This window comes from Rufibacter hautae, from assembly GCF_008271695.1.
Classification (GTDB): domain Bacteria; phylum Bacteroidota; class Bacteroidia; order Cytophagales; family Hymenobacteraceae; genus Nibribacter; species Nibribacter hautae.
The window spans coordinates 354,434-379,659 of sequence record NZ_VKKY01000002.1 but is presented as its reverse complement, the minus strand read 5'-3'; the positions used below and the strand labels follow the sequence as shown (position 1 = coordinate 379,659).

At 43.9% G+C, this 25,226-nt stretch carries 19 protein-coding genes; 5 read left to right on the top strand and 14 right to left on the bottom strand.

What is annotated here, in order from left to right:
• The first annotated feature begins 426 nt into the window (after window positions 1–426).
• Window positions 427–1,983: a GAF domain-containing protein gene (locus tag FOA19_RS10495; RefSeq protein WP_149090785.1), complete on the top strand. Its 1,557-nt coding sequence runs from the start codon at window positions 427–429 to the stop codon at window positions 1,981–1,983.
• A 53-nt stretch (window positions 1,984–2,036) separates the two neighbouring features.
• Window positions 2,037–6,122, top strand: a complete 4,086-nt coding sequence (locus FOA19_RS10490) for a chemotaxis protein CheB (protein ID WP_149090784.1) — start codon at window positions 2,037–2,039, stop codon at window positions 6,120–6,122.
• 84 nt (window positions 6,123–6,206) lie between these two features.
• Here the strand turns inward: FOA19_RS10490 and FOA19_RS10485 are convergent, their stop codons facing one another.
• From FOA19_RS10485 to FOA19_RS10470, 5 genes are all read right to left on the bottom strand, one after another.
• The gene (locus FOA19_RS10485) at window positions 6,207–7,673 is read right to left on the bottom strand and encodes an ATP-binding protein (RefSeq protein ID WP_149090783.1); all 1,467 of its coding nucleotides are present in this window, start codon (window positions 7,671–7,673) and stop codon (window positions 6,207–6,209) included.
• Window positions 7,674–7,883: 210 nt separating this feature from the next.
• Window positions 7,884–8,711, bottom strand: coding sequence for a hypothetical protein (locus FOA19_RS10480; RefSeq protein WP_149090782.1), 828 nt, complete (start codon window positions 8,709–8,711; stop codon window positions 7,884–7,886).
• On the bottom strand, window positions 8,708–8,884 hold the full coding sequence (locus FOA19_RS23360) for a hypothetical protein (RefSeq protein ID WP_190300361.1): 177 nt from the start codon (window positions 8,882–8,884) through the stop codon (window positions 8,708–8,710). Before FOA19_RS23360 ends, FOA19_RS10480 begins: the two co-directional genes overlap by 4 nt.
• Complete coding sequence (locus FOA19_RS10475) at window positions 8,884–9,969, bottom strand: toxic anion resistance protein (RefSeq protein ID WP_149090781.1); 1,086 nt, start codon at window positions 9,967–9,969, stop codon at window positions 8,884–8,886. The genes FOA19_RS23360 and FOA19_RS10475 overlap by 1 nt, the downstream gene beginning before the upstream one ends.
• 5 nt (window positions 9,970–9,974) lie before the next feature.
• Window positions 9,975–10,418, bottom strand: a complete 444-nt coding sequence (locus FOA19_RS10470) for a hypothetical protein (protein WP_190300360.1) — start codon at window positions 10,416–10,418, stop codon at window positions 9,975–9,977.
• A 348-nt stretch (window positions 10,419–10,766) separates the two neighbouring features.
• Here FOA19_RS10470 and FOA19_RS10465 point away from each other — a divergent pair, with 348 nt between their 5' ends.
• A complete protein-coding gene (locus tag FOA19_RS10465; RefSeq protein WP_149090780.1) occupies window positions 10,767–12,065 on the top strand; it encodes a DEAD/DEAH box helicase in 1,299 nt (432 codons plus the stop codon).
• A gap of 577 nt (window positions 12,066–12,642) precedes the next feature.
• Here the strand turns inward: FOA19_RS10465 and FOA19_RS10460 are convergent.
• Together FOA19_RS10460 and FOA19_RS10455 are read right to left on the bottom strand one after the other, a co-directional pair.
• Window positions 12,643–13,041: an NUDIX hydrolase gene (locus tag FOA19_RS10460; protein WP_149090779.1), complete on the bottom strand. Its 399-nt coding sequence runs from the start codon at window positions 13,039–13,041 to the stop codon at window positions 12,643–12,645.
• 355 nt (window positions 13,042–13,396) lie between these two features.
• A complete protein-coding gene (locus FOA19_RS10455) occupies window positions 13,397–13,588 on the bottom strand; it encodes a hypothetical protein (RefSeq protein WP_149090778.1) in 192 nt (63 codons plus the stop codon).
• Window positions 13,589–14,063: 475 nt separating this feature from the next.
• On the opposite strand from FOA19_RS10455, the gene FOA19_RS10450 reads away from it, so the two are divergent.
• Window positions 14,064–14,255, top strand: coding sequence for a cold-shock protein (locus tag FOA19_RS10450; protein ID WP_062542011.1), 192 nt, complete (start codon window positions 14,064–14,066; stop codon window positions 14,253–14,255).
• Between the two features lie 126 nt (window positions 14,256–14,381).
• Here FOA19_RS10450 and FOA19_RS10445 read toward each other — a convergent pair whose 3' ends face one another.
• Window positions 14,382–15,599: an FAD-binding protein gene (locus FOA19_RS10445; RefSeq protein ID WP_317132029.1), complete on the bottom strand. Its 1,218-nt coding sequence runs from the start codon at window positions 15,597–15,599 to the stop codon at window positions 14,382–14,384.
• Between the two features lie 285 nt (window positions 15,600–15,884).
• Here FOA19_RS10445 and FOA19_RS10440 point away from each other — a divergent pair, with 285 nt between their 5' ends.
• Window positions 15,885–16,601 (top strand): hypothetical protein, encoded by a 717-nt coding sequence (locus tag FOA19_RS10440; protein ID WP_149090776.1) that lies wholly within the window; start codon window positions 15,885–15,887, stop codon window positions 16,599–16,601.
• A 29-nt stretch (window positions 16,602–16,630) separates the two neighbouring features.
• Here FOA19_RS10440 and FOA19_RS10435 read toward each other — a convergent pair whose 3' ends face one another.
• The 6 genes from FOA19_RS10435 to FOA19_RS10410 all read right to left on the bottom strand — a co-directional run bounded on the left by FOA19_RS10435 (window position 16,631) and on the right by FOA19_RS10410 (window position 24,814).
• Complete coding sequence (locus FOA19_RS10435) at window positions 16,631–18,706, bottom strand: MBL fold metallo-hydrolase (RefSeq protein ID WP_149090775.1); 2,076 nt, start codon at window positions 18,704–18,706, stop codon at window positions 16,631–16,633.
• Window positions 18,707–18,782: 76 nt separating this feature from the next.
• Window positions 18,783–20,819 carry a hypothetical protein gene (locus FOA19_RS10430; protein ID WP_149090774.1) on the bottom strand — a complete coding sequence of 679 codons (2,037 nt, stop codon included), beginning with the start codon at window positions 20,817–20,819 and terminating at the stop codon, window positions 18,783–18,785.
• A complete protein-coding gene (locus FOA19_RS10425) occupies window positions 20,816–21,946 on the bottom strand; it encodes a S8 family peptidase (protein WP_149090773.1) in 1,131 nt (376 codons plus the stop codon). Before FOA19_RS10425 ends, FOA19_RS10430 begins: the two co-directional genes overlap by 4 nt.
• A gap of 34 nt (window positions 21,947–21,980) precedes the next feature.
• The gene (locus tag FOA19_RS10420) at window positions 21,981–23,231 is read right to left on the bottom strand and encodes a hypothetical protein (protein WP_149090772.1); all 1,251 of its coding nucleotides are present in this window, start codon (window positions 23,229–23,231) and stop codon (window positions 21,981–21,983) included.
• 85 nt (window positions 23,232–23,316) lie between these two features.
• Window positions 23,317–23,961, bottom strand: a complete 645-nt coding sequence (locus FOA19_RS10415; protein WP_149090771.1) for a response regulator transcription factor — start codon at window positions 23,959–23,961, stop codon at window positions 23,317–23,319.
• 79 nt (window positions 23,962–24,040) lie between these two features.
• Window positions 24,041–24,814 carry a sensor histidine kinase gene (locus tag FOA19_RS10410; RefSeq protein WP_149090770.1) on the bottom strand — a complete coding sequence of 258 codons (774 nt, stop codon included), beginning with the start codon at window positions 24,812–24,814 and terminating at the stop codon, window positions 24,041–24,043.
• Window positions 24,815–25,226: the final 412 nt, after the last annotated feature.

The following is a 25,226-nucleotide window of genomic DNA, read 5'->3' as shown; positions in this document are numbered from 1 at the left end:
AAATTTTTCCAATTTTTTTTCTGGCTCTCTTCCTTTTATAGGATGGAGGATAAATTATTAAATGATTATGGAGGAAGCCAGGGAGTTTACACAAAGTTGATTCAGATAGTCCTAAAATTCTGCAGGGTAACTCTTCAGTATTATCTTATATGATTAATAGCACCGTAATGGTATTGTACCTCAACTTCTATTTTGATATGGAATTTGTAAAAACAGGCGCTAAACAGTATTGATGGGAATATGTTTTGTTAGTGAAAATTTAAAGTAAGATAGCCCGTTTTATTTTTGGAATTAGATACATTTGCCTTATCCAGAGAGTCAACTTATAGCTGTATTTCTGTAGCTTCCGCCTAATTGAAAGAATAGGCCAACAGTTCTCAGTTTTCCTGCTTTAGCGTACCCTTTGCCTTGACAGACATAACCCCCATGGAGAAAAAGCAAGCCCCCCTTCAGATTGCTATAGAAAAGAACTATGACTCAGAGTTTTGCGGAAGCATTCCCCTGCACCTGGTAAATTTGATTCAACCCCATGGGGTGCTTTTAACCCTTGACATTACTGACCTGAAACTGGTGCAGGTGAGCGAAAACGTGGAGCAGCTTCTAGGGGTTTCCCCATCAGACCTTCTGAACCAACCCCTGTCCCAGTTCTTACCGGCCTCTCAGTTCGCTGATATTCAGGAGAAGGTGCAGGGTCCCAGCGATCTGGTGAAAGTCCCTTTCAGCGTAACGTTTAAGGCGCCTGGAAAAGAAACTACCTGCACGGCGCAGGTCCATCCCAAAGAAGGGTACGCTTTGATAGAACTGGAAGACAACCAGGATTCCTCCTCCAAGGATTCTTTCCTGGAGATGTACCAGCAGACAAAGTACTTCACCTCCCGCCTCAAACAGGCCGGTACTGTAGGTGAGATTGCCCAGTTGACGGTAGAAGCCATCAAATCGCTCACCGGCTTTGACCGCGTGCTGGCCTACCAGTTCGATCCGCAGTGGAACGGAATTGTGATTGGGCAGGCGAAAGAAGAAGACATGGATGATTACCTGGACTTGCGGTTTCCGGCCTCTGATGTTCCCAAGCAGTCCAGGGATCTGTATTTCAGGAATCCTTACCGGCTCATTCCTACCAGGTCTTATACGCCCGTGCGCTTAACGCCGCTTATCAACCCCATCTCCCAGCGGTTCACTGATCTGTCTGATTGTAACTTGAGGAGTGTGGCCACCGTGCATTTAGAGTACCTGGCCAATCTGCAGATCACCGCCTCCATGTCTTTGCCGCTCATCATTGACAATAAACTCTGGGGACTTATCTCCTGTCACCACAAAACTGCCAAAAACCCCAGCTATGAGTTACGGTCGGCGCTGGAGCTTTTAACAGGCATTGTCTCGGCGCAGCTGGCGGCCAAGGAGCGGGAACAGGCCATTGGGTTAAGGGCCCAACTGCGGGGTATGCACGCCCAGCTACTGGAGCAGTTATACACCCAGGACAGCTTCACCGACGGCCTGCTGGCAGACAACATCGGCATCCGGAACCTGCTAAACCTCTCCGGTGCGGCAGTGTTGTTTGAGGGCGGCGTTTGGACGAGTGGGACTGTACCTACTGGCCAGGAAATGAAAGAACTCATTTACTGGCTCCGCCGGAGCCAGACCGATAAACTGTTTGCCACCGACACCCTGCCCAGCCAGTACGTGCGGGCCCGCGACTACAAAGACGTGGCCAGTGGGCTTATTGCGCTGCCCATTAACGCAGACCAGGGCGAATACATTCTGGGGTTCCGGCCAGAGGTGCTGCAGACCATCAGTTGGGGCGGAAACCCCAACCAGGCCATCCAGATGGAGACGGATGGTAAAACCTATCACCCGCGCAATTCCTTTGCCATCTACCAGGAAACGGTGAAACAGACCGCCCTGCCGTGGCTGGAGGAAGAGATTGAGGCGGCCGAGAACCTGAGAAGTGCTGTCTTAGAGAAAATCATCAAGGAAAGATACTGAGGTCCCTCCCACCCCGGTAAATTTCTTAAGACAGATAACCTAATTGATTGCCCATGGTAAGTTTAAAGCAGCCCGATATACTCCCCAAGACAGACCATTACCTCATAGGTATTGGCGCTTCTGCGGGTGGATTAGAGGCTATTCATAAGCTGTTTGACCATTTTCCCAATAACTCAAGCTTCTCGTTTGTCATCATTCAGCACTTGTCGCCGGACCACAAGAGCCTGATGGCGGAGCTGCTGTCAAAGCACACCCAAATGCGCGTGCAGGAGGCAGAGGATGACATGATCACCCGCCCCAACTGCATTTACGTGCTGCCCAGCGGAAAGCAACTGACCCTGAGAAAAGGCCGCCTGCACCTGGTAGACCAGATCAGGAACCGGGAGCCCAATTTTGCCATTGACGTCTTCTTTGAATCCCTGGCCAAAGACCGGGGCCGGTACGCCATTGGCCTGGTGCTCTCCGGCACCGGGACAGACGGCACCAAAGGCGTGAAAATGATCAAATCGGCCGGAGGCATGGTAATGGTGCAGGACCCAGAATCGGCTAAGTTTGACGGCATGCCCCGCAGCGCCATAGAAACCGGATCAGTGGATTTTGTATTCACGCCAGACCGCATGCCCCAGGAGATTCTGGAATACACCCGCCAGATTCCGCTGGTGAAGACCCTTATTGACAAAAACAACGTCCTGGAGGAAGACGATGAGGTGCTGCAGGAGATCCTGGATTTGATCTGCACGCATACCCAAACCAATTTCAAAAGCTACAAACAAGGTACCATTTACCGCCGCATCAAAAAGCGGATGGATTTACTCAAGGTGCAGACCCTGCCAGACTACCTGAACTATATACATGAAACCCCCGCGGAGATAAAACAGCTTTGCCAGGAGTTCCTCATCGGGGTGACCCGTTTTTTCCGTGACCCGGAGGCCTTTGAGGCACTGGAGGAGGAGATCATTCCGCAGATCATTGCCAGCACCCCCGAGGGGGAAACTATCAAGGTATGGGTCACGGCCTGCAGTACCGGCGAAGAGGTATTTTCCATTGCCATCCTGTTTCAGGAGTGTTTTGAGAGAATTGGCCGTGAAACGCAAGTCAAACTTTTTGCCACCGACGTGGACCAGCGGGCCATCAGGCAGGCCTCCAAGGGCGTGTACCCCAACTCCATCAACAAAGACGTGAGTGAGAAGCGGCTGCAGCGGTTTTTCCATCACAAGAACAACCGCTACACCATTAAGGAAGACATCAGAAAGTTGGTGGTTTTCGCCCAGCACGACCTGCAGAAAGACCCGCCCTTCAGCCGGATAGACCTCATCACCTGCCGGAACATGCTCATCTACCTGAACCCTGACCTGCAGAAGAAGGTGATGTCTGTGTTCCCGTATGCCCTTAAACAGCACGGATACCTATTCCTGGGGCCCAGCGAGCATATAGGTGACCTGAAAACGTATTTCGCGGAGAAGAACCGCAAATGGAAGATCTTTCAGAAGGTGAAGGAAAGCAAGGGCACGCAGCAGACGTTTGGGGTATCTCACCACACCCGCTCCTCCTCTGAAGACAGCCTGCCCACCTACCGCAACGCCCAAGCCTTGCGCTACAATGACGTGTTCATGGATGCCGTGGCCGAGGACCTGAAACTGGCCGGCTTATACATTGATGACAATTACCAGCTCCTGCACGGCATCGGGGATTTCAACCGTTTCCTGAAGCTCCCCGAAAAGCGTTTACAGCTCAATTTACTCAAAATGGTGCCAAAAGAACTGGCCGTGACGTTGAGCGTGGACATCCGGAAGGTGCTGAAAAACCAAAAGACCATAACCCGCCAGGTAATGGTGCCGCTGGACTCCAAAAACCAGTTGCTCAACCTCACAGTGAAGCCTATCTCAGTGGAGCAGGACATGCCCAAGGTGCTGCTGGTGTTGCTGCAGGAGATCAACAGGGCCAACCCCACGCTTAAAAATTTGGAGCCTTCCCTGGTGTCTGAGGCCGATACCGAGTATTTCAACCAGCTTTCCATTTTAGAGTCGGAATTAAAGGAAGCCCGCGAAAGCCTGCACCTGACCGTACAGGACCTGAGCACCTCCAACGAGGAACTGCAGTCCACCAACGAGGAGCTCATGTCCTCTAACGAGGAACTGCAGAGCTCCAATGAGGAGATGCAATCTTTGAATGAGGAGTTGCACACGGTAAACTCAGAGCATCAGCTCAAGATAAAGGAACTGCAGGAACTCAACGAGGACCTGGACAACTATATCCGGAGCTCCAACATCGGGCAACTTTTCCTGGACCACCACTTGGTCATCCGGAAGTTCACGCCCACGGTAAAGGAACTGATCAACATCATTGACATAGATCTAGGCCGGCCTATTCACCACCTGTCGCACAACCTCAGGTATTCCCGCTGGCTTGAAGACATCCAGAAGGTGAACAACACCTCTGCCGAGGTGGAACAGGAAGTAGAGACCACTGACGGCCGGTTCTTTCTCATGCGCATCATCCCCTACCTGAAGCATGACGGGAACAAAGACGGCGTGGTGCTCAGCTTCGTGGATGTGACCACTTTGAAAACCCTCAGCAACGTGGTGCAGGGCGTGCTCAACAGTTCACTCAACAGCATCATGGCCTTTAAGGCGGTGCGCAACCAAGACCAGGGAATCTATGATTTCAAGTGGACGCTCCTGAACAAAAAGGCCGAGCAGCTCATTGGAAAACCCCAGGCCGAACTGCTGCACCAGAGCATTATGCCCGAGATGGCTTTCCTGAAAAAGACCGGTTTGCTCAAGAAACTGGAGCAACTGGTGGAATCTGGCCAGGCCCTGCACATAGAACAGAACCTGGAGCTGAACGGCCATAGGGGCTGGTACGAGATTGCCGCCGCCAAAATGGGTGATGGCCTTACCCTCACCATGGCCGATATCACCGAGAAGCGCTTTGCCGAGGAGAAGATCCTGCTGGCCTACGAAGACCTGAAAATAGCCGAGGAAGACCTGATCAAACTGAACGGGCAACTGGAGATGCGTGTAGCCGAAAGAACCCAGGAGCTCTCCGATAGCCAGGAGCGTTTCCGGTTGGTTTCCATGGCCACCAATGACGTGATCTGGGACTGGAACCTTATCAGCAATGAACTCTGGTGGAGCGATACCCTTAAACCCATTCTAGGGTACGAGCAGGAAGAGATGGGCAACGGGATTAACGCCTGGTTTGACAAAATCCACCCCGAAGACAAAGACCGGGTGATTAAGGGAATAAACCAAGCCGTTAATACCGGCCAGGACCAGTGGGTAGAGGAGTTCAAGTTTGTCCGTCCAGACGGATCCTACGCCGCGGTGTACAACCGGGCCTATATCCTGCACAATGAATACGGGGTGCCGCACCGCGTGCTGGGTTCCTTCATTGACTTGTCTGACCTGAAAGACACCCAGCAAAAGCTGAAAGACACCAACGCGCACCTGCTCAGGGTAATCGATGACCTGGACAATTTCATTTACACCGCGTCGCATGACCTGAAAGCCCCCATCCATAACATTGAGGCCCTGTTGAGAGAGTTGCAGCTAGAACTCTTGGACAAGGAAACAGAGATGGTAGATGTGGAGCAGATCATGACCATGATGCAGGGCGCTGTGGAGCGGTTCAAGAAAACCATTGACAACCTCACGGAGATTACCAAGCTGCAGAACGACCACAGCACCGATGTGACCACCGTTAACCTGGCCAGCCTGGTGAAGGACGTGGCGCTTGACCTGGAACCGATGGTAAAAGCCAGCGATGCCCACCTGGATATTGACGTAAGCCAGTGCCCGCACATTTCCTTTTCTGAGAAGAACCTGCGCAGCATCGTCTACAACCTGGTCTCTAACGCCATCAAATACCGCTCTCCAGACCGACTGCCCAAAATTAAATTGCACTGTTCCCAGCAAGAGGACTTCATTGTGCTTACCGTCCAGGACAACGGCCTGGGCTTGTCACCGGAGCAGCAGGAAAACCTTTTCACCATGTTCCAGCGCTTCCATGACCACGTAGAAGGATCAGGCGTTGGCTTGTATATGGTGAAGAAGATTCTGAACAACGCCGGAGGAAAAATAGAAGTGGAAAGCACCGTGGGCCAAGGCACCACCTTCAAGGTCTTCCTGAAAAAGTAAGATTCATCTATAAAAATTAGCCCCTGTTTTGGCCCCATTTTCTAATAAATGGGGCCAAAACAGGGGCTAACCTTTTGTAAGTATTTAGAGGTGGGAAACCCCTAAGGAAGTTTCTCCCAAAGACAGGTTGGCCAATGGTTCTGCCGGATGAAGCGGTAAGAGGAAGGAGAAGGTAGTGCCTTTGCCTCGTTCGGTTTGGACGCTCATTTTGCCGCCATTCTTTTCCACAAACTCTTTGCACAGCACCAACCCTAAGCCAGAACCGGTTTCCTTTTCCGTTCCTAAAGAGGAGGTCTTCTTGCCTATATCAAACAAGTACGCCACCGCTTTTTCTGAAATACCTACCCCGTTGTCCTGTACCTTGATGTTGAGGAAAGGGGCTTGTCCGGTTTGGGGCGGTAAGACCTCGGTGGAGATGGTTATCGTTCCCTCCTGCTTGGTGAACTTGATGGCGTTGGAAATCAGGTTCCGGAAAATAGTCGCCAGCATCTCTTTGTCCGCGAAGGCAACTACCTGCGGTTGCACCTGGTTCTCAATGGATATGTGCTTGTTCTGGGCCATAAACTGGAGGTAACCAATGCTTTCTTCCAGCACGTGGTATACTTCCGCCGCCTCGGGTTTGAAAGGAATCTGGTTTGTCTGGCTTCTGGCCCACAAAAGCAAATTCTCCATTAGTTTGGTGGTGTTCTGCAGGCTTTTATACAGCAGCTGTGCTAAATGCTCGCGCTTGTCTGGTGTGACATGAGGGCTGTTTTCCGCCAGCATGCCAGAAAGCTGCAAGTTGGATTGAAGCGGGCCCCGGAGGTCATGGGAGACAATGGCAAAGAGTTTATCCTTGGCTGAATTGGCTTCGGCTAGGCACTGCGACGTTTGCCGCAAGCTTTTGTTTTTCCGTTCCAATTCGGCTTTCTGGGCCACAATCTGCCGATCTTGCCGGTAGTTGGTCATATTGCTGCGCCACAGAACCCAGGAAAGCCCCCACCCAATAGTGGCTGCTGAGATTCCGTTCACCCGCATGGTCAGCAGCAAAGAGGCATCTGCTTGAGTGAAGGCTAACCCTATGTAAAACACGACATAAGAAACCAGGAACAGTTGCAGCGTTCTCCAAGGCCTTACCTGCAGTATCAGGGCCGGTGCAATACAGCCTACCAGAAAAGCATTGATAGAGGCGTTCACCAATTGGTCAATGATGGCCAAAATCGCCCCGAAAACGGGAACAATCAGGAACATCAGGGTAGACAGAATGGTAGGTATTCTGCCTTTGGAAGCCGGACGCTTTTTTACCCAGTTGGTGACCAGAGCAATCAGGGCATTGAGGACAAAGAAGGAGGCATGGGCGTAGATAATCCCTTTTTTCCAGAGAAACTCGGTGGGGTTGCCGGTATGGAGCTGGAGGTAAAACAACAGCACGTGGGCGGCCGAAACCGGTAAGACCAGTAGGGAGGTAAAGGAAATACGCTGCAGGTTGGTTTCCTTTACTTCGGTCTGAAGGATTGATTGATCAGTCTGAGAAAGGAAGAGCTTTTCTCTGAGGTACTTCTTAAAATTCATCTGCGCTGTCGCCCGCTTCTACCCTTTCCTACCAAACTAAATAAGGAAACTAGAAGCAATCAGATGCAAGTTAGCAGCGGAAAATCACTTCTCCAATGTTGACCTTCAAACCTTTAGATGGGCAAGAAAAAGGATTACTCCCGCGCCTTTGAATGTTGGAAAGAACCTACCATAAAAAATCCAATCCCCAGCACTGTGGAGAGTGGATTTCTATTTACCTCCGTTCCGAAATATCCGGACCGGGAAAAGGCGGTAATCATTCAGGTTAAGGGCGTACAGAAAGCCTTCCCAATGGATAACGGGCACGATGCCGGTGGGCGTGATGCCATTGTTGTTGGGGATAGTGACCAGCGCGTTGCCTACGTAGGAAACATCCTTCAGACCTAATCGCACGGCAAGATGGTTCTGGAATGCTTCCTTCTGGTCTTTGGAGGAGGTGAAACCTACTTGCCGGGGCACAAGTTCCTCAGCTTTACCATCGGTGTAGTAGGTGACCTTCTCTACGGTGTTGATGGAGATATCCGGCAGGTACAGGCGGGGCACGGCGGCTTTGGCCTCTCCGGCATGGTAAAACTGTACCGGGTTGGTAATGGGTTTCACCTGGTCTGGCAGGTTGGCCGTTTTCTCCAGCCGCTTCAGCCGCTCAGCCCGGCTGTTCTGCACCATGGACTCCACCTTTCCGGTAGACGCTGAGGCCGCCTGCGTAAGCTGGTCGTGCTTCTGGTGCACGTCCAGGATGGCGGTGAAGGTATTGATGAAATGGTCAGTGTTCTTGAGGTGGAAGACCTCCAGGTCGTGGACTTTTTTGCGGGCCACCAGGTACGTGTGGATGTTGCGGGTCTTGTCGTACACGGCCTTCATTTTAGAGGCTTGCGGTGTGGCTTTGTAGCGGGAGCTGAGCTCCTGCAACATGGAAAGCCGCCGGTTAGACTCTTTGATATACACAATCTCCTCCATCGCAAAATCTGCCGCAGCGCCCGCCACCGCCCTCCGGCCTTCTTCCTTCATCCCGAAAAGGGCTCGCACGAAATCCATCATTCAGTCAATATCTTTTTAAGGTGCAGGGTTTCAATCTCAACCTGTATTTTCTCGGCGTTTTTCTGATTCTCGAAGAAATTGTCCAGGTTGTTCAGGTACAAGTCCAGGAGGGCGTCCTGCTCCTGCGTCAGGACGCTTTCCAGGGACTCGTTGGGGGAAGAATCACTAGCCATTACTCAATTTCAATTTTTTTGGATTTACCCAGCGTGCCCAGGATCTTGTTGTTGAGCTCTTCCTGCACCAGGGCGAGCTCTTTTACGGCCTCAGCGCGTTTGCGGCTGCCTTCCTCTGAGATCTTGATCACGGCGTCCAGGGTTTCCACCATGTCTTTGTTCACCTTCTTGAGGGTATCCACGTCCACAATGCCTCGCTCGTTCTCCGTGGCGGCGGTCACCACATTGGTTTTAAGCAACTGCGAGTTCTTCAACAGCATCTCGTTGGTGGTATCCGTTACCTTCTTCTGGATTTCCAGGGCTTTGCGTTGTTTCTCCAGACCCAACGCGATGGCTACCTGCTGACGCCACACCGGAATCACGGTCACAATGGAGTTCTGGATTTTCTGAGCCAGCACGTCATTGGTGGTCTGGATCATCCGGATCTGCGGCATAGACTGCGTGGCAATGGTATGTGATAAGGTGAAATCATGCACCTTTTTCTCTAAACGGTCTTTAAACGCCACCATGTCTGCCAAGCGCTGCACCACCAATTCATCCTGGCCGCTGCTTTCCACCTCAGACTGGAGCTGCGGAATGAGTTGGTTCTCAATCTCCTCAATCTTCAGTCTTCCGGCAGCAATCAATGAACGCACTTCATGGATGTACTCCACCACCTGCTTGAACATGACCTCCAGCCCAGTAGAATCTTTTAAGACGCTTTGCCGGGTTTTTTCCAGCTTCACCACCACATCATCTACGTTCTCAGACACCGAGTTGTACTGGCTGGCCAGCTTCTGGGTCTTGTCTTTGATTTTGCCCACAAACGGCAGGCGGGAGAAGAAGCCGGGTTTCTCGGTCTCGTCCACCTTGATCATGTTGATCTGGGCCAACAGTTCATTGATGGCCTCACCGGCCTCACCGGAGTCTTTGGCCTTCACCTTGGTCAGGAGCTCGTTGGAATAGTAACCCAGCTTGCGCTGCGTTTCCACGCCAAAGGAACTGAGGCTTTCTGGTTTGGTAGGATCTATGGTCTTGGAGATTTCAAGCGCTTTCTGCTGGACCAGTTCTTTGTTCTCAGCTAGGGTGATTTCCTTATTTTCCATGGTTTCTATTTTCTAGCGGTGTGGGGGTTTTGGATTGTATCTAACTCGTTGACAAACTCTTTAATGGCGGCATGACGGCCGTTTACCTCATACCATTCAATCTCCTGCTTGGGCAAGTATTCGCCTAAGAGGCCGTGTACCTCCTGCAGAAGCTCGGTGCCTTTGCGGGTCCTGAAAGACGGGTTCTTGTAAAAAGCGTTCAGGTACTGCACCTTCACTTGCCCTGTCTCCGTCACCGCCAGCTCCTTCACTTCCACCACCAGCTCAGAGGAGTTCTGGTTCTCCGTCACAATGGTTTTGTACACACCCTTCTTCTCGTCCTCCAGCACTGCGCTGCATTTCTCCTTCAGCTCGCGCATGATTTTCTGCAGCCGTCTGTTGGGCCTGATGCGATGGCCGTAAATATATCCTAAAATAGCGGCCAGAATAAATGCGAAAAATATTGCCATAACTTTCTGTTTAAACCAAAAACGCAGCAACTGCCCCATTCTGTACGCAGGCCCGTATTAAAATGCCGAAGCTTATTTGCCCAAGCGCTTTCAATTTACCCGCTCTCCTGCTTACCTTAACTTTATGCCCTATAAGTCGATGGGCAACCTCAAATATTACCAACAGCCCTCAGTTTTTGTGGATTTGGCTTTAACCCGTTTTGAACCTTTTTTCAGGAAACCAGCCCATAAACTCTTTCTCCGTTACTTACAGGTTCTCGTGTCTAAGTTTTGCTGAGGTGAGTACACACCCGGCGCACCCAGGCCTGAGATTTTATTAGCTACCTTTACGGAATAAACCCATTCACCATGCTTCAAAAAATTCTGGATACCCTGAAGATTCCCCAGCTGAACCAAATGCAAGAGGAGACCCTGGCGGCCGCGCAAAAAAGCGACGTTATCCTGCTTTCGCCTACCGGATCAGGGAAAACCTTGGGGTATCTGCTGTCTGTGCTGCCCCGGCTGAAGCCCGAGGTGCAAGAGGTGCAGGCCCTCGTTTTGGCACCCTCCCGGGAATTGGCCATGCAGATTGAGGGGGTTTTCAGAAGTATGGGTACTGGCCTGAAGGTAGACAGCCTCTACGGCGGCCACGCCACCAACCCCGAGAAGCGCAGCCTGGCTTACCCGCCGGCCCTCTTGATCGGCACACCCGGCCGGATTGCCTACCACCTGCGGGAAGAGAACTTCTCCACGGCCCACATCCAGACGCTGGTGCTGGATGAGTTTGACAAATCATTGGAGTACGGGTTTCAGGAGGACATGGCCTACATCATCGGGCAGTTGAAGCAGGTAGACAAACGGCTTCTGGTGTCGGCTACGGCCATGATCAAGGTTCCTTCCTTTACCGGCCTCAGAAACCCGGTGACGGTCAATTTCCTGCAGGAGTCTAGCAACGCCCCAGACCTGCAGGTGAAAACCGTGGAAGTGCAGAAAGGAAACAAACTACAGGCCTTACTTGACGTGCTCTGCACTATCGGCACCTCCTCCAGCATTGTGTTCTGCAACCAGCGCGAAACGGTGGAGGCAGTGAGCGATTTCCTGCGCGGCAAAGGCTTGCCCCACGGCATCTTCCACGGTGGCTTGGAACAACCCGACCGCGAACGCACCCTTATGAAATTCCGGAACGGTACCTACCGCACCCTGGTGAGCACCGATTTGGCCGCCCGCGGCCTGGACATTCCTGAGGTGGAGTTTGTGGTGCACTTCCAGGTTCCCGACCAGGACAATTTCACCCACCGCAACGGCCGCACCGCGCGCATGAACGCCAAAGGCACCAGTTACCTGCTCCTGCAACCCGAGGAGAAACCGTCTTACCTCACCCAAATTCCGCCGGTGGAGAACCTGCCGGCCAGGCAAGCCCTACCCCCGGCCTCTCCCTGGGAGACCATCTACATCAGCGCCGGCAAGAAAGACAAGGTGAACAAAGTGGACATAGTAGGCTGGATGTTGCAGAAAGGCGGGCTGGACAAAGCCGACCTGGGCCGGATTGAGCTCCAGGATAACGCCGCTTACGTGGCCATAGCCAAAAAGAAACTGGACAAAGCAGTGCAGCTCCTCCAACAGGAAAAGCTAAAAGGCAAGAAGGTGAAGATTGAAAAGGCCATGTAAAGCCTTCCTCTTAAGTATTTCATATTGAAATGACAGGAGAATAGCAGGCGGATGGGTTCAAGCGGCTTCTTCCCTCATAGAGATCTTTTCCATTTAACAGTTCTGATTCTACTCTCCGTTTCAGAGCTGTTTCTGGTAAACCAGGGGGAAAACACTCCTATTTTTGCCGCAACTATTTTCTTCTGAGAAAGGACTTTTTGCAAATTCCGTTGGTGAGTAAGTAAACACCCCAGCACAGCAGACACGGCTGCGCATAGACTAGCAAAATGACGGAGCAGCGTAACCGAGGCTCTAAAATTTCGAAATGGTATATCCTCAATCCCTGGAAATAAAAAGGTGTCCTAATCAAAAAGGACATGGCAGCATGATAGAGATGGCCTTCTTTAACCAAGAAAAAACCACTAAGAAAGCGTCTTTTCGGGACTTGGCCACTCCTACTATTCTAGTGGGAAATAGCGGCGTAGCCGGTATGCGGATGGGGAAATTGGATGCTTATAAGTTCTCCGATTTCCAGGCTCCTTTTTACAAAGGAGGCGGAAAACGGGAAAGACATTTGACAATAAGGTATGAAAAAAGGCTACTTGAGAAGTCTCTCCTCTTTGAGCCAGTCAAAAATGATTTGGTCTACCGGTGATACTTTCTCCCGGTCGGCGTAGCCCAGCCAGACCACTTCCTCAATTTCGGCGGCGGGCTGGATGGTGCCGGTGTAGGAACCTGTATAGCAGGTCATTTTCACCTGAACGCCTTCCGGATGAAGGTCGGCCTGGGCCTGGAACGTCCCGAAATAGTTGACCGTTTTCTCAATCAGGTCCACGGTCAGTTCTTCCTTAATTTCCCGGGACAGGGCGGAGAAGTCGTTTTCATCGGCCTCCCGCTTACCGCCCGGAAAATAGAATTTGGTCCGACCTTTGGTTCGGGTGCTCAGGATGAGGCCATCCTTGATTTCAATCCAGGCCAGTTTATCTATTGTTTCCATCTCTTTCGGGTTGCGTGAAGCGTTGCTTGAATATACTCAAACATCTTCTTCCTGCTTCTCTCTGCCCAGGTAATTTTTCACTTGAAAATTCTGCCTTGAAAGCAAACGCCCCAGGACTCTGGTTTAAACCCGTTTTTGCAAAATAATGCCTTAAACTAAGCCTGATCTTAGCCACTTTATTTACAAGTAAGGGCAAAAAGAGGTGATTCCTGATTCTATGCTTTTGGGGCCAAGTTATTGGTTAAGCCAACCTTGGGGCAAAGAAGCATAAAAAGAGAATGGACTATTAGGAGATTTATGCCCTCGTTTGGGAAACGAGGGTTTTAGGAAGAAATCTGGAATACCCCTGGGAAGGTTACTCTTTCTTCTTTTCTGGAGGCGTGGAGGAGAAGTTGCCGTTCTCATCTACGTACATGAGCATATCCTCTAACTTACCGCCCGTCGAGTTCTCGTGGCGTTCCTGCTTGCGTTCTTCCTTGTCTTTTTTCTTTTTCAGTTTTTTCTGCTCTAATTGTTTCTTCATGAAACTGTTCTGTGATCTTGCCATAGTCAACGGTTAAATTTAACATATTACCTAAGGCCTCTTTCCCTGCTCCTCTTGCAAAGACCAAAGCACCTTAAGTATTTATACTCTTTCCAGAAAGTACAGTTGCCTACCCAGTCTTGCTCTTGGCCCTTATTTCCTCTGCCTTTAAGCTATCACCAAAAAGCAGTTGCCAGCGCAAACCAGAAATAAGGAAACCTCCCCGCAGGGAAAGGACCAGATGAGAGCTTAGGGTTAGGAAAACCTGTTGGGCAGGCTTCAAGGATTATCAGTGAAACTTAGAACCAGCCTAAGATGCGGCGGCGTAAGAGAGGAGATAATGATTGCTTTCCGGCTGTAAAGGTACGAAAACAGACGGTAGTAACCTACAACCCAAAGGAGCAGAATTGAACGTAATTAAAATAAAATTTACCTTTTTCTAGGATACCTTGAACTATTGTCTACCTTTGAGAGTAGTAGATGTATATTTAACAACATTATGAATCAAGGAACAGTAAAATTCTTCAACGACTCTAAAGGGTTCGGTTTTATCAAAGACAACAATTCAAATCAGGAGTACTTCGTACACGTTTCTGGCTTGGTAGATGAAATCAGAGAAAACGACGAGGTAGTCTATGATCTTCAAGAAGGAAGAAAAGGACTAAACGCCATCAACGTAAAACGCGCCTAGTCTTTAGCTATAAAGATAGAGTACAAAAAAGCCTCTCCGGTTGGGAGAGGCTTTTTTTATGCCCTTGATTTTCGTTTAAGTGCTTATTTTAGGAAAAGAGCCGTTAAACTGTGTTAAAGAATAACCTCAGGTTCCACTAGAATAGAGGTATTTCTCCAAGAACTCGTTCCTGAACTTTCCTTTGGGATCATATTGGTGCAGCAGTTGTCTAAAATCATCGAGCCGTTCATACCTGGACTGCACCACTTCCGGTGCCATGGTAAACAACTTACCCCAGTGCGGAATAGGATGGAACGGGGCTAACTGGGCCTCCATCAAGGGCAGCAACTCCATCACCACCTCCATATCCTGCTTCCAGGTGGTATGAAAGGCCACGGAGGTTTTCTTGTACTGGGGGCTCATCCAGAGTTCGTCAGCTTTGATGGTTCTGATCTCGGAGATAAACAGGTGCGGTGAGATTTTGTCTTGGATTTTCTCCAGCGCCATCATAGCGTCATAAGCGTGTTCCACCGGCACGAAGTACTCGCTCTGCAGTTCTTTCCCGGCACTGGGCTTGAAGCCCATCTTGAAGTGCGGCAAGCGGTCATACCAAGGGCCCGGCACGCCCATCTGCTCCGTGGTGTTCACCGCCGATTCGCTTTCAATGGGATGCAGGTTCTCCGTAGCCAGCGTTGCCCCGATAAGCTTCGGTTCAATAGTGGGACCACCCTCCTCTACCCTGCTCTTGATCCAGACTTCGTTGATGTTTTGGTTTCGCCAATCGGTGAACAGACTCACACTGTAGCCTTTGGCTTGGATTTTAAGGAAATGGTCTTTCAACGCCGCCATAGGTAGGTTGCGGTAGACCACCTGCTGCATGTCAAAAGCAGGCTGCAGGTCCAGCGTAATCTTGGTGATCACACCCAAACCTCCCAAACCCACAACAGCGCCATTAAAGATCTCGCCGTCCTTCTCCCTAGACAAGGTGACCACCTCGCCTTCGGCATTCACAAACTCAACTGCTGACACCGCTGTGGACAAGTTGCCATTTTGGATTCCAGAGCCATGCGTGGCAGTTGTGCAAGCACCCACCACCGTTATATGCGGTAAGGAAGCCAAGTTAGGTAAGGCGTAACCATTCTCTTGTAAGAAGGGAGCCAGTTCCCCGTAGCGCTTGCCCCCTTCTACAGTAACGGTATTGGCAACTCTGTCCAGAGAAACTACCGAGGCCATTAGCGCCAGGGAAATCAGATTCTCCCCGCTATCTGCTATCTGGTTGAAGGAGTGCCTGGAACCTAAGGCTCTTATCTTCTGGCAATTCTTGACAATGGTCTGCACCTCTTCCACCGATGTTGGGTAGTGCACCTGGCTGGTGTTATAAGTTAAGTTTCCGGCCCAATTTCGATGAGTTTCTTGAATCACTGATTATTTTTATTAAACAAAATTTTGGTTAGATAATGCTAATAGAGACAATAATAGAACTTATCACCTAAAAACAAACAAATATTACTCATATATAAGTATTGCCCTTGTTCAAGATTTCTCCTAAATTCTAAAAAATTTTCGACAACATAACGTTTTAGAAAAAGTCTAATTTAATCTTAACATATTTGGAATTAAAAGATTTTAAGTTTATTAAATTAAAAAGCTATGGAACCTATAAATAATTCCTTAACTCATTCAAATGGAGAAAACGAATTAACAAATATCAAGTTTGGGCCTAGAGGTAAAGTCAAATTTGATAAAACATTATTCTTAGCTGAATATAATAGTTTACGACAAGAAATCTTACAAAGAATAGGTCAACAAACAACTATCACACAAATAACTCTAACTGCTTGGGCAGCAATCCTTGCATATGCAATCCCTAAAAGCAGCGATCTTTCACACGTAAATGTATTATACGATACTATCTTCTTAATTTTAGTTTACCCATTACTATCTTATTTTATTTCTTATAGTTGGGCTTTTAACAACACAAGAATTTGTCAAATTGGAACTTACCTTAGAGAAAGAGAAAAAACCGCAACAAAATTATGGGGATTAATGAATTGGGAAAATCATATAGCAAAAGAGCCTGGAATCTATAAATATAACATAAATGATGAATCAAAAAGAACAAAGCTTGAACATGGTATGGCAATTTTTATAGGAACACAAGTAGTATCTATATTTATTGCATGCATTATTCTACTTCTCCTTTACATTTTTAACGAATTCCCAAATTGGTTTCCTCAATTAGCAGAATTAAAGCCTTCTGAGAAAGAACCAAAAAAAGTTAGTTTAACATTAGTATACATATTCATAATAGTAGATTCTATAATCACTCATAAAACTTATAAAAAGATTAAGCACTCAGGTTTCTGATAATCATATTTTCAGGGTTGACCTACAAACTATATCCTGCAAAGAGGACACAAATACGACAAAGATCCAAATTCATGAGTAGATGCCCCAACATAAATGCTAGAAGCAGGCCTCCACTTGTGACAATTTGTACATTCAATCTCAGGAAAATCTTTTGTTGGACTTATGAACAGTCCAACACTACTGGGTATTATCGGAACAGGTGGCTCGGTATTACAAATTCGTTTAAGCCCTTTTGTAATATCTATTCTCATATCAGCAAAACCAGCCCAAAACTCGCCTAAAATAGCTAATTTAGGTTTAACCTTTTTAATTAATTTAGCTACACCCCGATAACCTAGATGTTTTTTCTTAAGTATATCACTATCGAGTAACTCAGCTAAACTAGGTTGGCTTATATGAGCAACTAATATATCACATTCTTTCAAAAAACTATCTAAACTTACATCATATTGTGTATCACAAGTAAAACCTATTTTTATAGGTGTAGTTCCATCAGAATTTAAACAGTCAACTCTTAAACAAAAAGCATCAATTTTACCATGTTCTGCCCTAATATAATGGACTATAAAAGGTAAACCTTTATCTCTTAAATTTATAGGAACTTCTTTTTTTTCTTCTTTAGATGACTTACTTACCATTGGTATTATAGAACGATGCTTGGCTTGCTCTCGTAAAAAGTCTTTTGTTTTAGTCCGTCGATCGCATATCAGGTAATAATGCCAATTTCTTTCTCCTTTGCCAGGTTCATCTTCATCAGATCGCCTATACATTTCGTAAAACACATCATCAATCGATCTAAGATCTGCATTATGGTCTGTATGGTCATGACTAACTACAATACCATCAACTTCCCGCATATGAAAACCATTGGACCTAAAATTTCGCATAAAATCAATTCCTGGGTCAATCACAAGACCTTTATCACGCCATTTAAGGAAATATCCTCCGCCTACACAAGCGCTATAAGCATCTTCAATTAACGGAGATGCTGAACCCCAACCACGCATTATAGCTAAAACATTCTTTGATGGTATTTCAACTTGTCCTTTTATTTGAGCAGAAAAGCGTGAACTTGGTCTAGAATTATAAAGCTGATAACGATCACGACCAGTAGCCTCAATCATAGAAAATATGCGTTCTTCCGGGGTGGAATACCCATCTGCTCCAGATTCTTCTTGAGGCCACCAACGCAAAAGCACTTCGTCATCTGAACCAGGCTGAAGTGTTTTTAGCTTATCTCTAAATTGTCTTGCAACCCTTATCTTTGCGAGTACAACAGCTGATTTTCCTGTATTATTAACATCTTCGCCTGCATTAACATCAGCTTCATCAAATATATCACGAGCATTTTCCCAACAACTAATCGCATCATGAAAGGTTTTACCATTTTCATCCATTGCAACAATAATATGCGCAGTTCCCATCTCTCTGTAACAAGACCCCTGCATATCATAATTATCCCCAGCACTACTTAATGAATCGTCAAACTTTTGTATCGCTTTCGTATAATCTTTCAATTCCAAAAACAATCTTCCTTGATTATAATGGGTGATATACTGTGTATCACTTTGCTCATCTTTATACTCCAAACTTTTTTCATAATATTCTGAAGCTTTCTTAAAATGCTCATCTGCACGAAATTGTCCATCTGGTTTTACTTCTAAACAAGCAAGACGAAAATAAATATTACCTAAATTATTATTTGCCCAAGCTGGTTTGTCAAACTGTTTATCTTTGATAGCATTCTCATAAGACTCAATAGCATTCTTAAATTCATTTTGATAACGTTCTTTATAAACAGAACCTAATAAAAAATATGCAACACCTTTTATTTTACAACCTGAATCATCAATAACCTGGTTTAAACACCGAATAGCTTCATCATACTTACCTTTTAATTCTAAAACAGCAGCATCAGCTATATATGCTTCAGTATTGAATCCTTTAATCCTGGCTTCTTCTGCCAATTTTGAATAAGCAATTTCACTTCTATTTAAAAGACTCTTTTGGGTTAATTTACGAGCCTCCCAAAATCTGGAGACGAAATCATTTAAAAAACCATTTTGTTTATACTCAGCCTGATCATCTATCTCTGTTTTCATAATAAATTATCAGTAACTATTATCAACCATTTACAGAAACAATTATGTAATTCCAAATAGTTTATTTTAATTTCAATTAGTTTACCCTTGGTTTTGTATAAAGATTAAAAAAAGGAATGTCTACAGTAAAGAACAAACTATATCTTAAATAAAAGTTATCTTCAATCCCTTGAACAGCTGTAGTTGTTACCTCTCGTAAAGTTGGTCCTATTTGAGCTCCTGCACCTAAAGAGAAAGGTGATTTTCCAAACCCAAAAATTCCAAATAAACCAGGAGCAATTATATTTTTTAATTTAACTTGAGGGAAAGTTGCACCTTGATTATTTTGATCGTTGGAGTCATTTGGATCATCATCCTCTAAGCGAAGAGCTGCTATTGCTCCTACATCTATCAAAGAAAGAAATGCAGAAACTGATTTTCCACCATGATTAGGCTTAGAAGGTTTTATACCCCAATTTGCACCAACTCCAACAGGAGCAAACACTCCCAAAGAAGTAGCTGATTTATTAATTGCTAAAGGATATAAAATCTCTCTGCCATAAAAACCACCTATATAACCATTAAGACTTACATTAAATTCTGTCTCTCTTTTTATCCTGGAACTTCCTGCTGGTAAAGCGACGGTTTCAATGGCATCTTTGATTTCATCCGAGTTTTCTGCCTCAGACACTGCTGCCATAAAAGAACCATATTTTAAAACTCGATCTTTATACTTGAAATCATTTCCAAAGGTCTGTTCCAGTACAACTATTGTATTAAATACACCTGAGCTATAATCTTTACTCTTTAAATTATAATAAAGGTTTATTCCTGAACGTGAAACATTTATGTACTTAGCAAATTCTTCAGGGGTTTCCATCCCAAATACAGTTCCAATATTTAATGATTTTTCAATAAGAGCAACTGCTGAGTTGGCGTATTGCATATAATCATTTATTGTAAATTCACCTTTATCTTGTTTTTTAATTTGTATCTCTAAAACATTTTGATTTATTGTTTCAGCACTAGAAATAAAATCAACTAAATAGCTTGTATTATTTGCAAGTGGCTTTAACTTACTTGCAAAATCTACAACACCTGTACTTTTTGTATTAAACTTAATTTGTCTATTTTTACTATTCTGGTATAATAAACCTAAATAAATATTAAGCGCCACAGGGTTATTAATCAACAAATTTAACTGCGCTTTATCAATATAAACTTTACCTTTTTCTGTGGTTCGCAAACTTTCTGAAAACAGGTTTGACAATTTGGCTGCATTAGCGATGTTAGAATCTAGGAATTTATTTACTTGTTGATCGTTAGCGATTGCTGCAATAATATTCCCTATGTTACTTCCCAAATTTAGACTATCTACTGCGATTGTTGCTGCAAAGAAGTATATACTTTTCTCATTATTGAATGCATTTTGATAGGCTTGTATCCTCGTCTCACAATTGCTTTTATGTTTACTTGTTGCAATCAAAGAGCAATCAGCTGTTGAAAGATTCCTTAAGCTGCGAAGGCGAGTACCTAAGTTAGAAAAGTCATTATTGAATGATTGCCTTAAAACTTTTAACATTACCCCATATTCATGAGAGGCAAAAGAATCTAAAAAGCTTGAAGTAGTTGGAAAAAGAGTTCTTAATTCTGGATATTTATTAACATCTTCCTTGAATCTATCAAAAAAAGTTACTGTTAGCTCTTCTTTAGATCTTTGAATCATAAAATCTGCTATTGCTACTGCTAAATTTGTCACATCTAAGTTTCCAATATTTTCTAAACCATTTTTAGCTTTTTCAATTGTACGCACAGATGATAATGCAATTAATTCTGGATTAAAAAGAAGATTTTTAATGAAAGGATTATTCTCAAAATAAAACTTATGTATTGTTTGATTGCTGAGAGGAACCCTACTTTTCAGACTATCTGGTAAGTAAACCTTTAAAATTCCATATAAAGCTCCAACTTTTAAGATTTCACCTCCCGATTTCGTGGAGTCATCTGTTATAAACTGGCCTTTTTTGTCTAAATATTTATTTAGTTCTAAAGCATCATAATAAGCTACTTGCCCCAATGATAATTGGCAAGCCATTACTGAACTTACCAAAAATGTCAATAGAATTATCTTCATATATTTTGTAAATTATACAATGCATTTAAAGGATTGATTATACCAAAGCCTGATTCATTATCAAACCCAATGATTTCACCATAGTCAGATGATGATCTAATTACCAATTTATTTAATTCTAAACCTTTAACTGTTTTGTTTTTAACTCTTAACAAACCAAATACACCACTTACAAATGCAGCTGACATACTTGTACCACTTGTTGTGAAATAAGTTCCGTTTATTCCCGTTGAATAAACATCAACACCTGGCGCAAGTAGATCTAATTCTTTACTTAAATTTGATAATTCATCTCTAATTTTATGCTCGTTTATAGAACCAACTGCAACACTTTCCTTATAAATTGCGGGATATACAGCATTAACTAATTCCCCATCATTTCCAATAGCACATATTATATTTACACCTTTTTCAGCTGTCATCTTAACGACATCTTTTAACCTATCACTATTAATAGAAGTGGATAAACTTAAAGAAATAATATCTGCTCCATTCTTATAAGCCCAATCAATACCTTCAATCAAATAATCAAGTTTAGCCCCTTTGCCAGAACTTCTTTCCATTATTTTTCCTACAATCAAATTACTATCTGGAGCTACCCCCAAAATTTGCTTTCCTTGACCACATACAATACCAGCGCAATGTGTTCCATGTCCATCAGAATCCTGAACATTTGTTGTATTATTTAAAAAATTTTTACAAACAAAATTTGGATTGCTTAAACTAATATAATTTGGTAGATCAGGATGATTGTAATCTACACCTGTATCTAGTATGGCAATATTAATTCCTTTGCCTTTACTACCAATCAAATTCCATAGTTTAGGAATATTTAATAATTCTATTCCCCAACCTACTTTAGAATCATCAATTAATGACTTTTTGTTTAAAGACTTAGAATTTCTTGTATTGAGATCCTTTAATGAAACTTCTTTTACTCCTCCACTCCAATAGTAGCCTGTGCTATCTTTGTACCACCAACTATTATCCGATCCAGGTACTGGTAATCCTTTAAGAGGACCTTCAACATCCAAAACAGAGCCAACTTTTAGAATGCCAATATGCTTGTTTATAGTACTGGCATCCCTCCTTATCCTTAGCTTTCTTTCAATTTTTATTTTTGGCATATTATATTGTTAAAATATCAAATAGATGTATATATCACCCTATTGCATCTGCATCATCATAAGTTTCATTAGGTTTCTTACCAGCTGATCTAAGGTTTACTAGCTTATTCAATAAATCAAACCAAAATGTAGCACCTAAAGAAAGGGCAAAACCCGTAATTAATATCCCTAAGATGCTGTTTAGAGGGTTATCTATCTTATTGAAAGGATTTATTATTCCAGCAGAACCATTGGTTTGAGAGGTTTGAATTTCTTCTTTTTTCCACCCAAGTGGGAAATCCGGATCTTGGATGGATTTACTTAATTCTCTAAAATGGGATACCTTTTCTACTAAAGTATCTATATTAGCAGGGTTTATAGTTGTACCTCTTTCTCTTGAATTTTGCAAATTTTGCAAAGCCATATGAAAGTTAGGATCATTAAATGAATTTGAGATGGCATTTGCAAACACCAAACTCTTATCTGGATTTGAATACAAATAGTTAGATAAGGCAATAGTATCAACATTGAAAAGGAATGCAATGAACAGACCATTAAAGAAGAGAAACCTTTGTGAAAACCGCTTATAGTCACCGGATAACCTTTCCATTGCATGATCAAACCAGGCTTCAAAGCCTCTTCTTACTTCATAAAAATTGTATCCATCCTTTATATATTGTAATATTATGGAAGCTTGATCATTAGAAAGAAAAGCAGTTTTAATTACTGCTTCACTCAGCTCATCAGTAGAATAGATTTTAGGAGTTATGTCTCTAACCTTAATGACTTGTTGTAATTTGGTCAATGGTTTACCATTTTCATCAACCAAAGTTTTTCCGTTATTATCTTCAGCAAGAATTGGATTTCCTAAGTTGTCAATCAAATCATTTCTATATAAATAATTTCCGTTTATATCTTTAAGCTTTACGGTTACTACAATATCGAATAAAGCTCTAACGAATTCTGAACTTGGTATATAAGAAACTTTCTTTCCTGCTTTAGAAAGGCCATCAATCGCGAAGTGATGCCAAATTTCCTCACCTAAACATTTAGGCTCAACTACATCCTTTTTACCTAAAAAATTATTTATTTTTTTTACTATACTTATTCCTAATCTTTTTATAAAGTTTGGCTTCTTGTAATTATAAGGCTGATTAAAAGTACTATATACCCAATCTCTCAAATCATTAGCACGAAACATTAAGAAGTTAGCTACTATTTCTAATGTTGCTGAAGCCACAATACTTAAAATGAAGTAGATGAATATTATACCTATAACTAAATCTAAAATTCTTAATATACCCATTGATTTTATTAATATATTTTAAATGAATATTTATGTGATATAAGGTTATAAAGTTTATCAAAGAAAATATAAAGAAGAAAAAAATTCACAAACCCAAACCTTTTATTATTGCTTCGTTAACCGAATGCACGTGTAATTTTTCATAAATATGTTCCAAGTGTTTCCGTACTGTTTTATTAGCAATAAACAAATTATCTGAAATTTGTTTGACAGTTAGTCCACGCTTTAAGCACTCTAAAACTTCATTCTCTCGTTTACTTAAAACATTAAACGTTTTGACTGCTTGTTTGGGAATTTCTTTTTCCCCTTTCATGTAACTTAATACTCTACTAGCGAGCGTAGGAGAAAGCGGCAAACCACCTTCTATCACATCAATAATCGCATTCAGAAGTTGGTGAGGCTTTGCATCTTTTAGTAAATAGCCCGAAGCACCTGCTTTTAAAGCTTCAAATAGCTTTTGCTCATCATCCATTACCGTCAGCATCACAATTTTCAAATCTTTGTATTCCTTTTTAACCTGCCAAGTTGCTTCTATACCGTTCATTTCTGGCATTTGTACATCCATTAGTAAAACTTGTGGCACATCACTCTTACCTAAAGTTTGAAGTAATTCTTTACCATTTCGCACCTCAAAAGTCACTTCTATTTCTTCTGTTAAAGCTAACTTATCTCGAATATCCTGCCCTAATTGAGCATTGTCTTCCACTATGCCGACGGTTATCTTTTGCATCCAAAATATTAATAGGGTTAGTTTATATATGAAAGGTACAATGTGAAAAGCAGGATGTAAATACGTCAATTGACGTATTTTAAGCACTTAACGGAAGCTTAACCTTGATGCAGGTACCTGAAGTAGAAGAATCTAGATAAAAAGTGCCTTGTACTTCTTTAGCACGCTTATGTATGTTGCTAAGCCCATAGCCTTTGGTTGAAGATCTTGAATTTAAACCTATACCATTATCTGAAATGGTCAATAATATACCCGTTTGGTTAATTTCTAACGTCACATTTACCTGTGTGGCTCGGGCATACTTAAGTGAATTAATGGTGCCTTCCTGAGCAATTCGTAATAAATGCATTGCAATTAAAGGCTCCACATTTATTTTTTCCTTTGTAGTAAGCAAATTCCAATTCAGGTCAGGCACTTCGCGATCTTCCCAAATCTTTAACAATAGCCCATGCATACGTCCTCCTAAAGCTTCAATCGTAATTTGTTCTTGATCAAGAAGCCAAATAGTTTCTCTAAGAGTGTGGTTCATCTCGCGAGTGAACTCACTTAAGCGGAGAAGTTGATTAGGATCAGGCAATTTATGGTAAGCCAGTAGCTCTAGGCGGGATATTAGGTGAGTAAGTTGAGAACCAAATCCATCATGTAGGTCACGCCCTAGCTTTTCACGTTGCTCCTGCAATTCCTTTTCTAGTTCTACTGCTTTCAGTTCTGCATCATGCTGTTTTTGTTCGGCTTCAACTAGAGATTGCAACAATACATTATAAGAACTCAGTACTTCTACTTTTCTAGTTAAGTATTGGATGTGATGATTGGTCCAACTGAGTATATTGCTCAGCATGTCAGCTACAATCATAAAATATTAGGTATAATATTTTATTAAATCGCTATTCTTTAAACATTGAGCATGCAGAGCTTCTTTTCGAAGCTTCTGAACCGAGGAGAAGAGAGCAATTCAGATAGGTTAACAGCCAACTGTTCTTTAGACTTGTCTGGCCTTTGCCCGTGATGATCAATAAAGAGTTAATTCAGAAAAGGTGTTTCTGTTTAAAAGTTAGTAACTGGAAACAATAATGTTATATTTTATCTTTCACCAAACTATTAAAACTACACCTCACCTTCAATACTTACTATTAAGTATTTATCTATGAGGTAAATCTCTAAAACAGAAAAAGCCTTCGTAGAAGTACTACGGAGCCTGACGCTTATAAACAGGTTTTGCTTAATGGGTAGATGTGAGATGAGGATGTTAACTTTAAACTAACCAC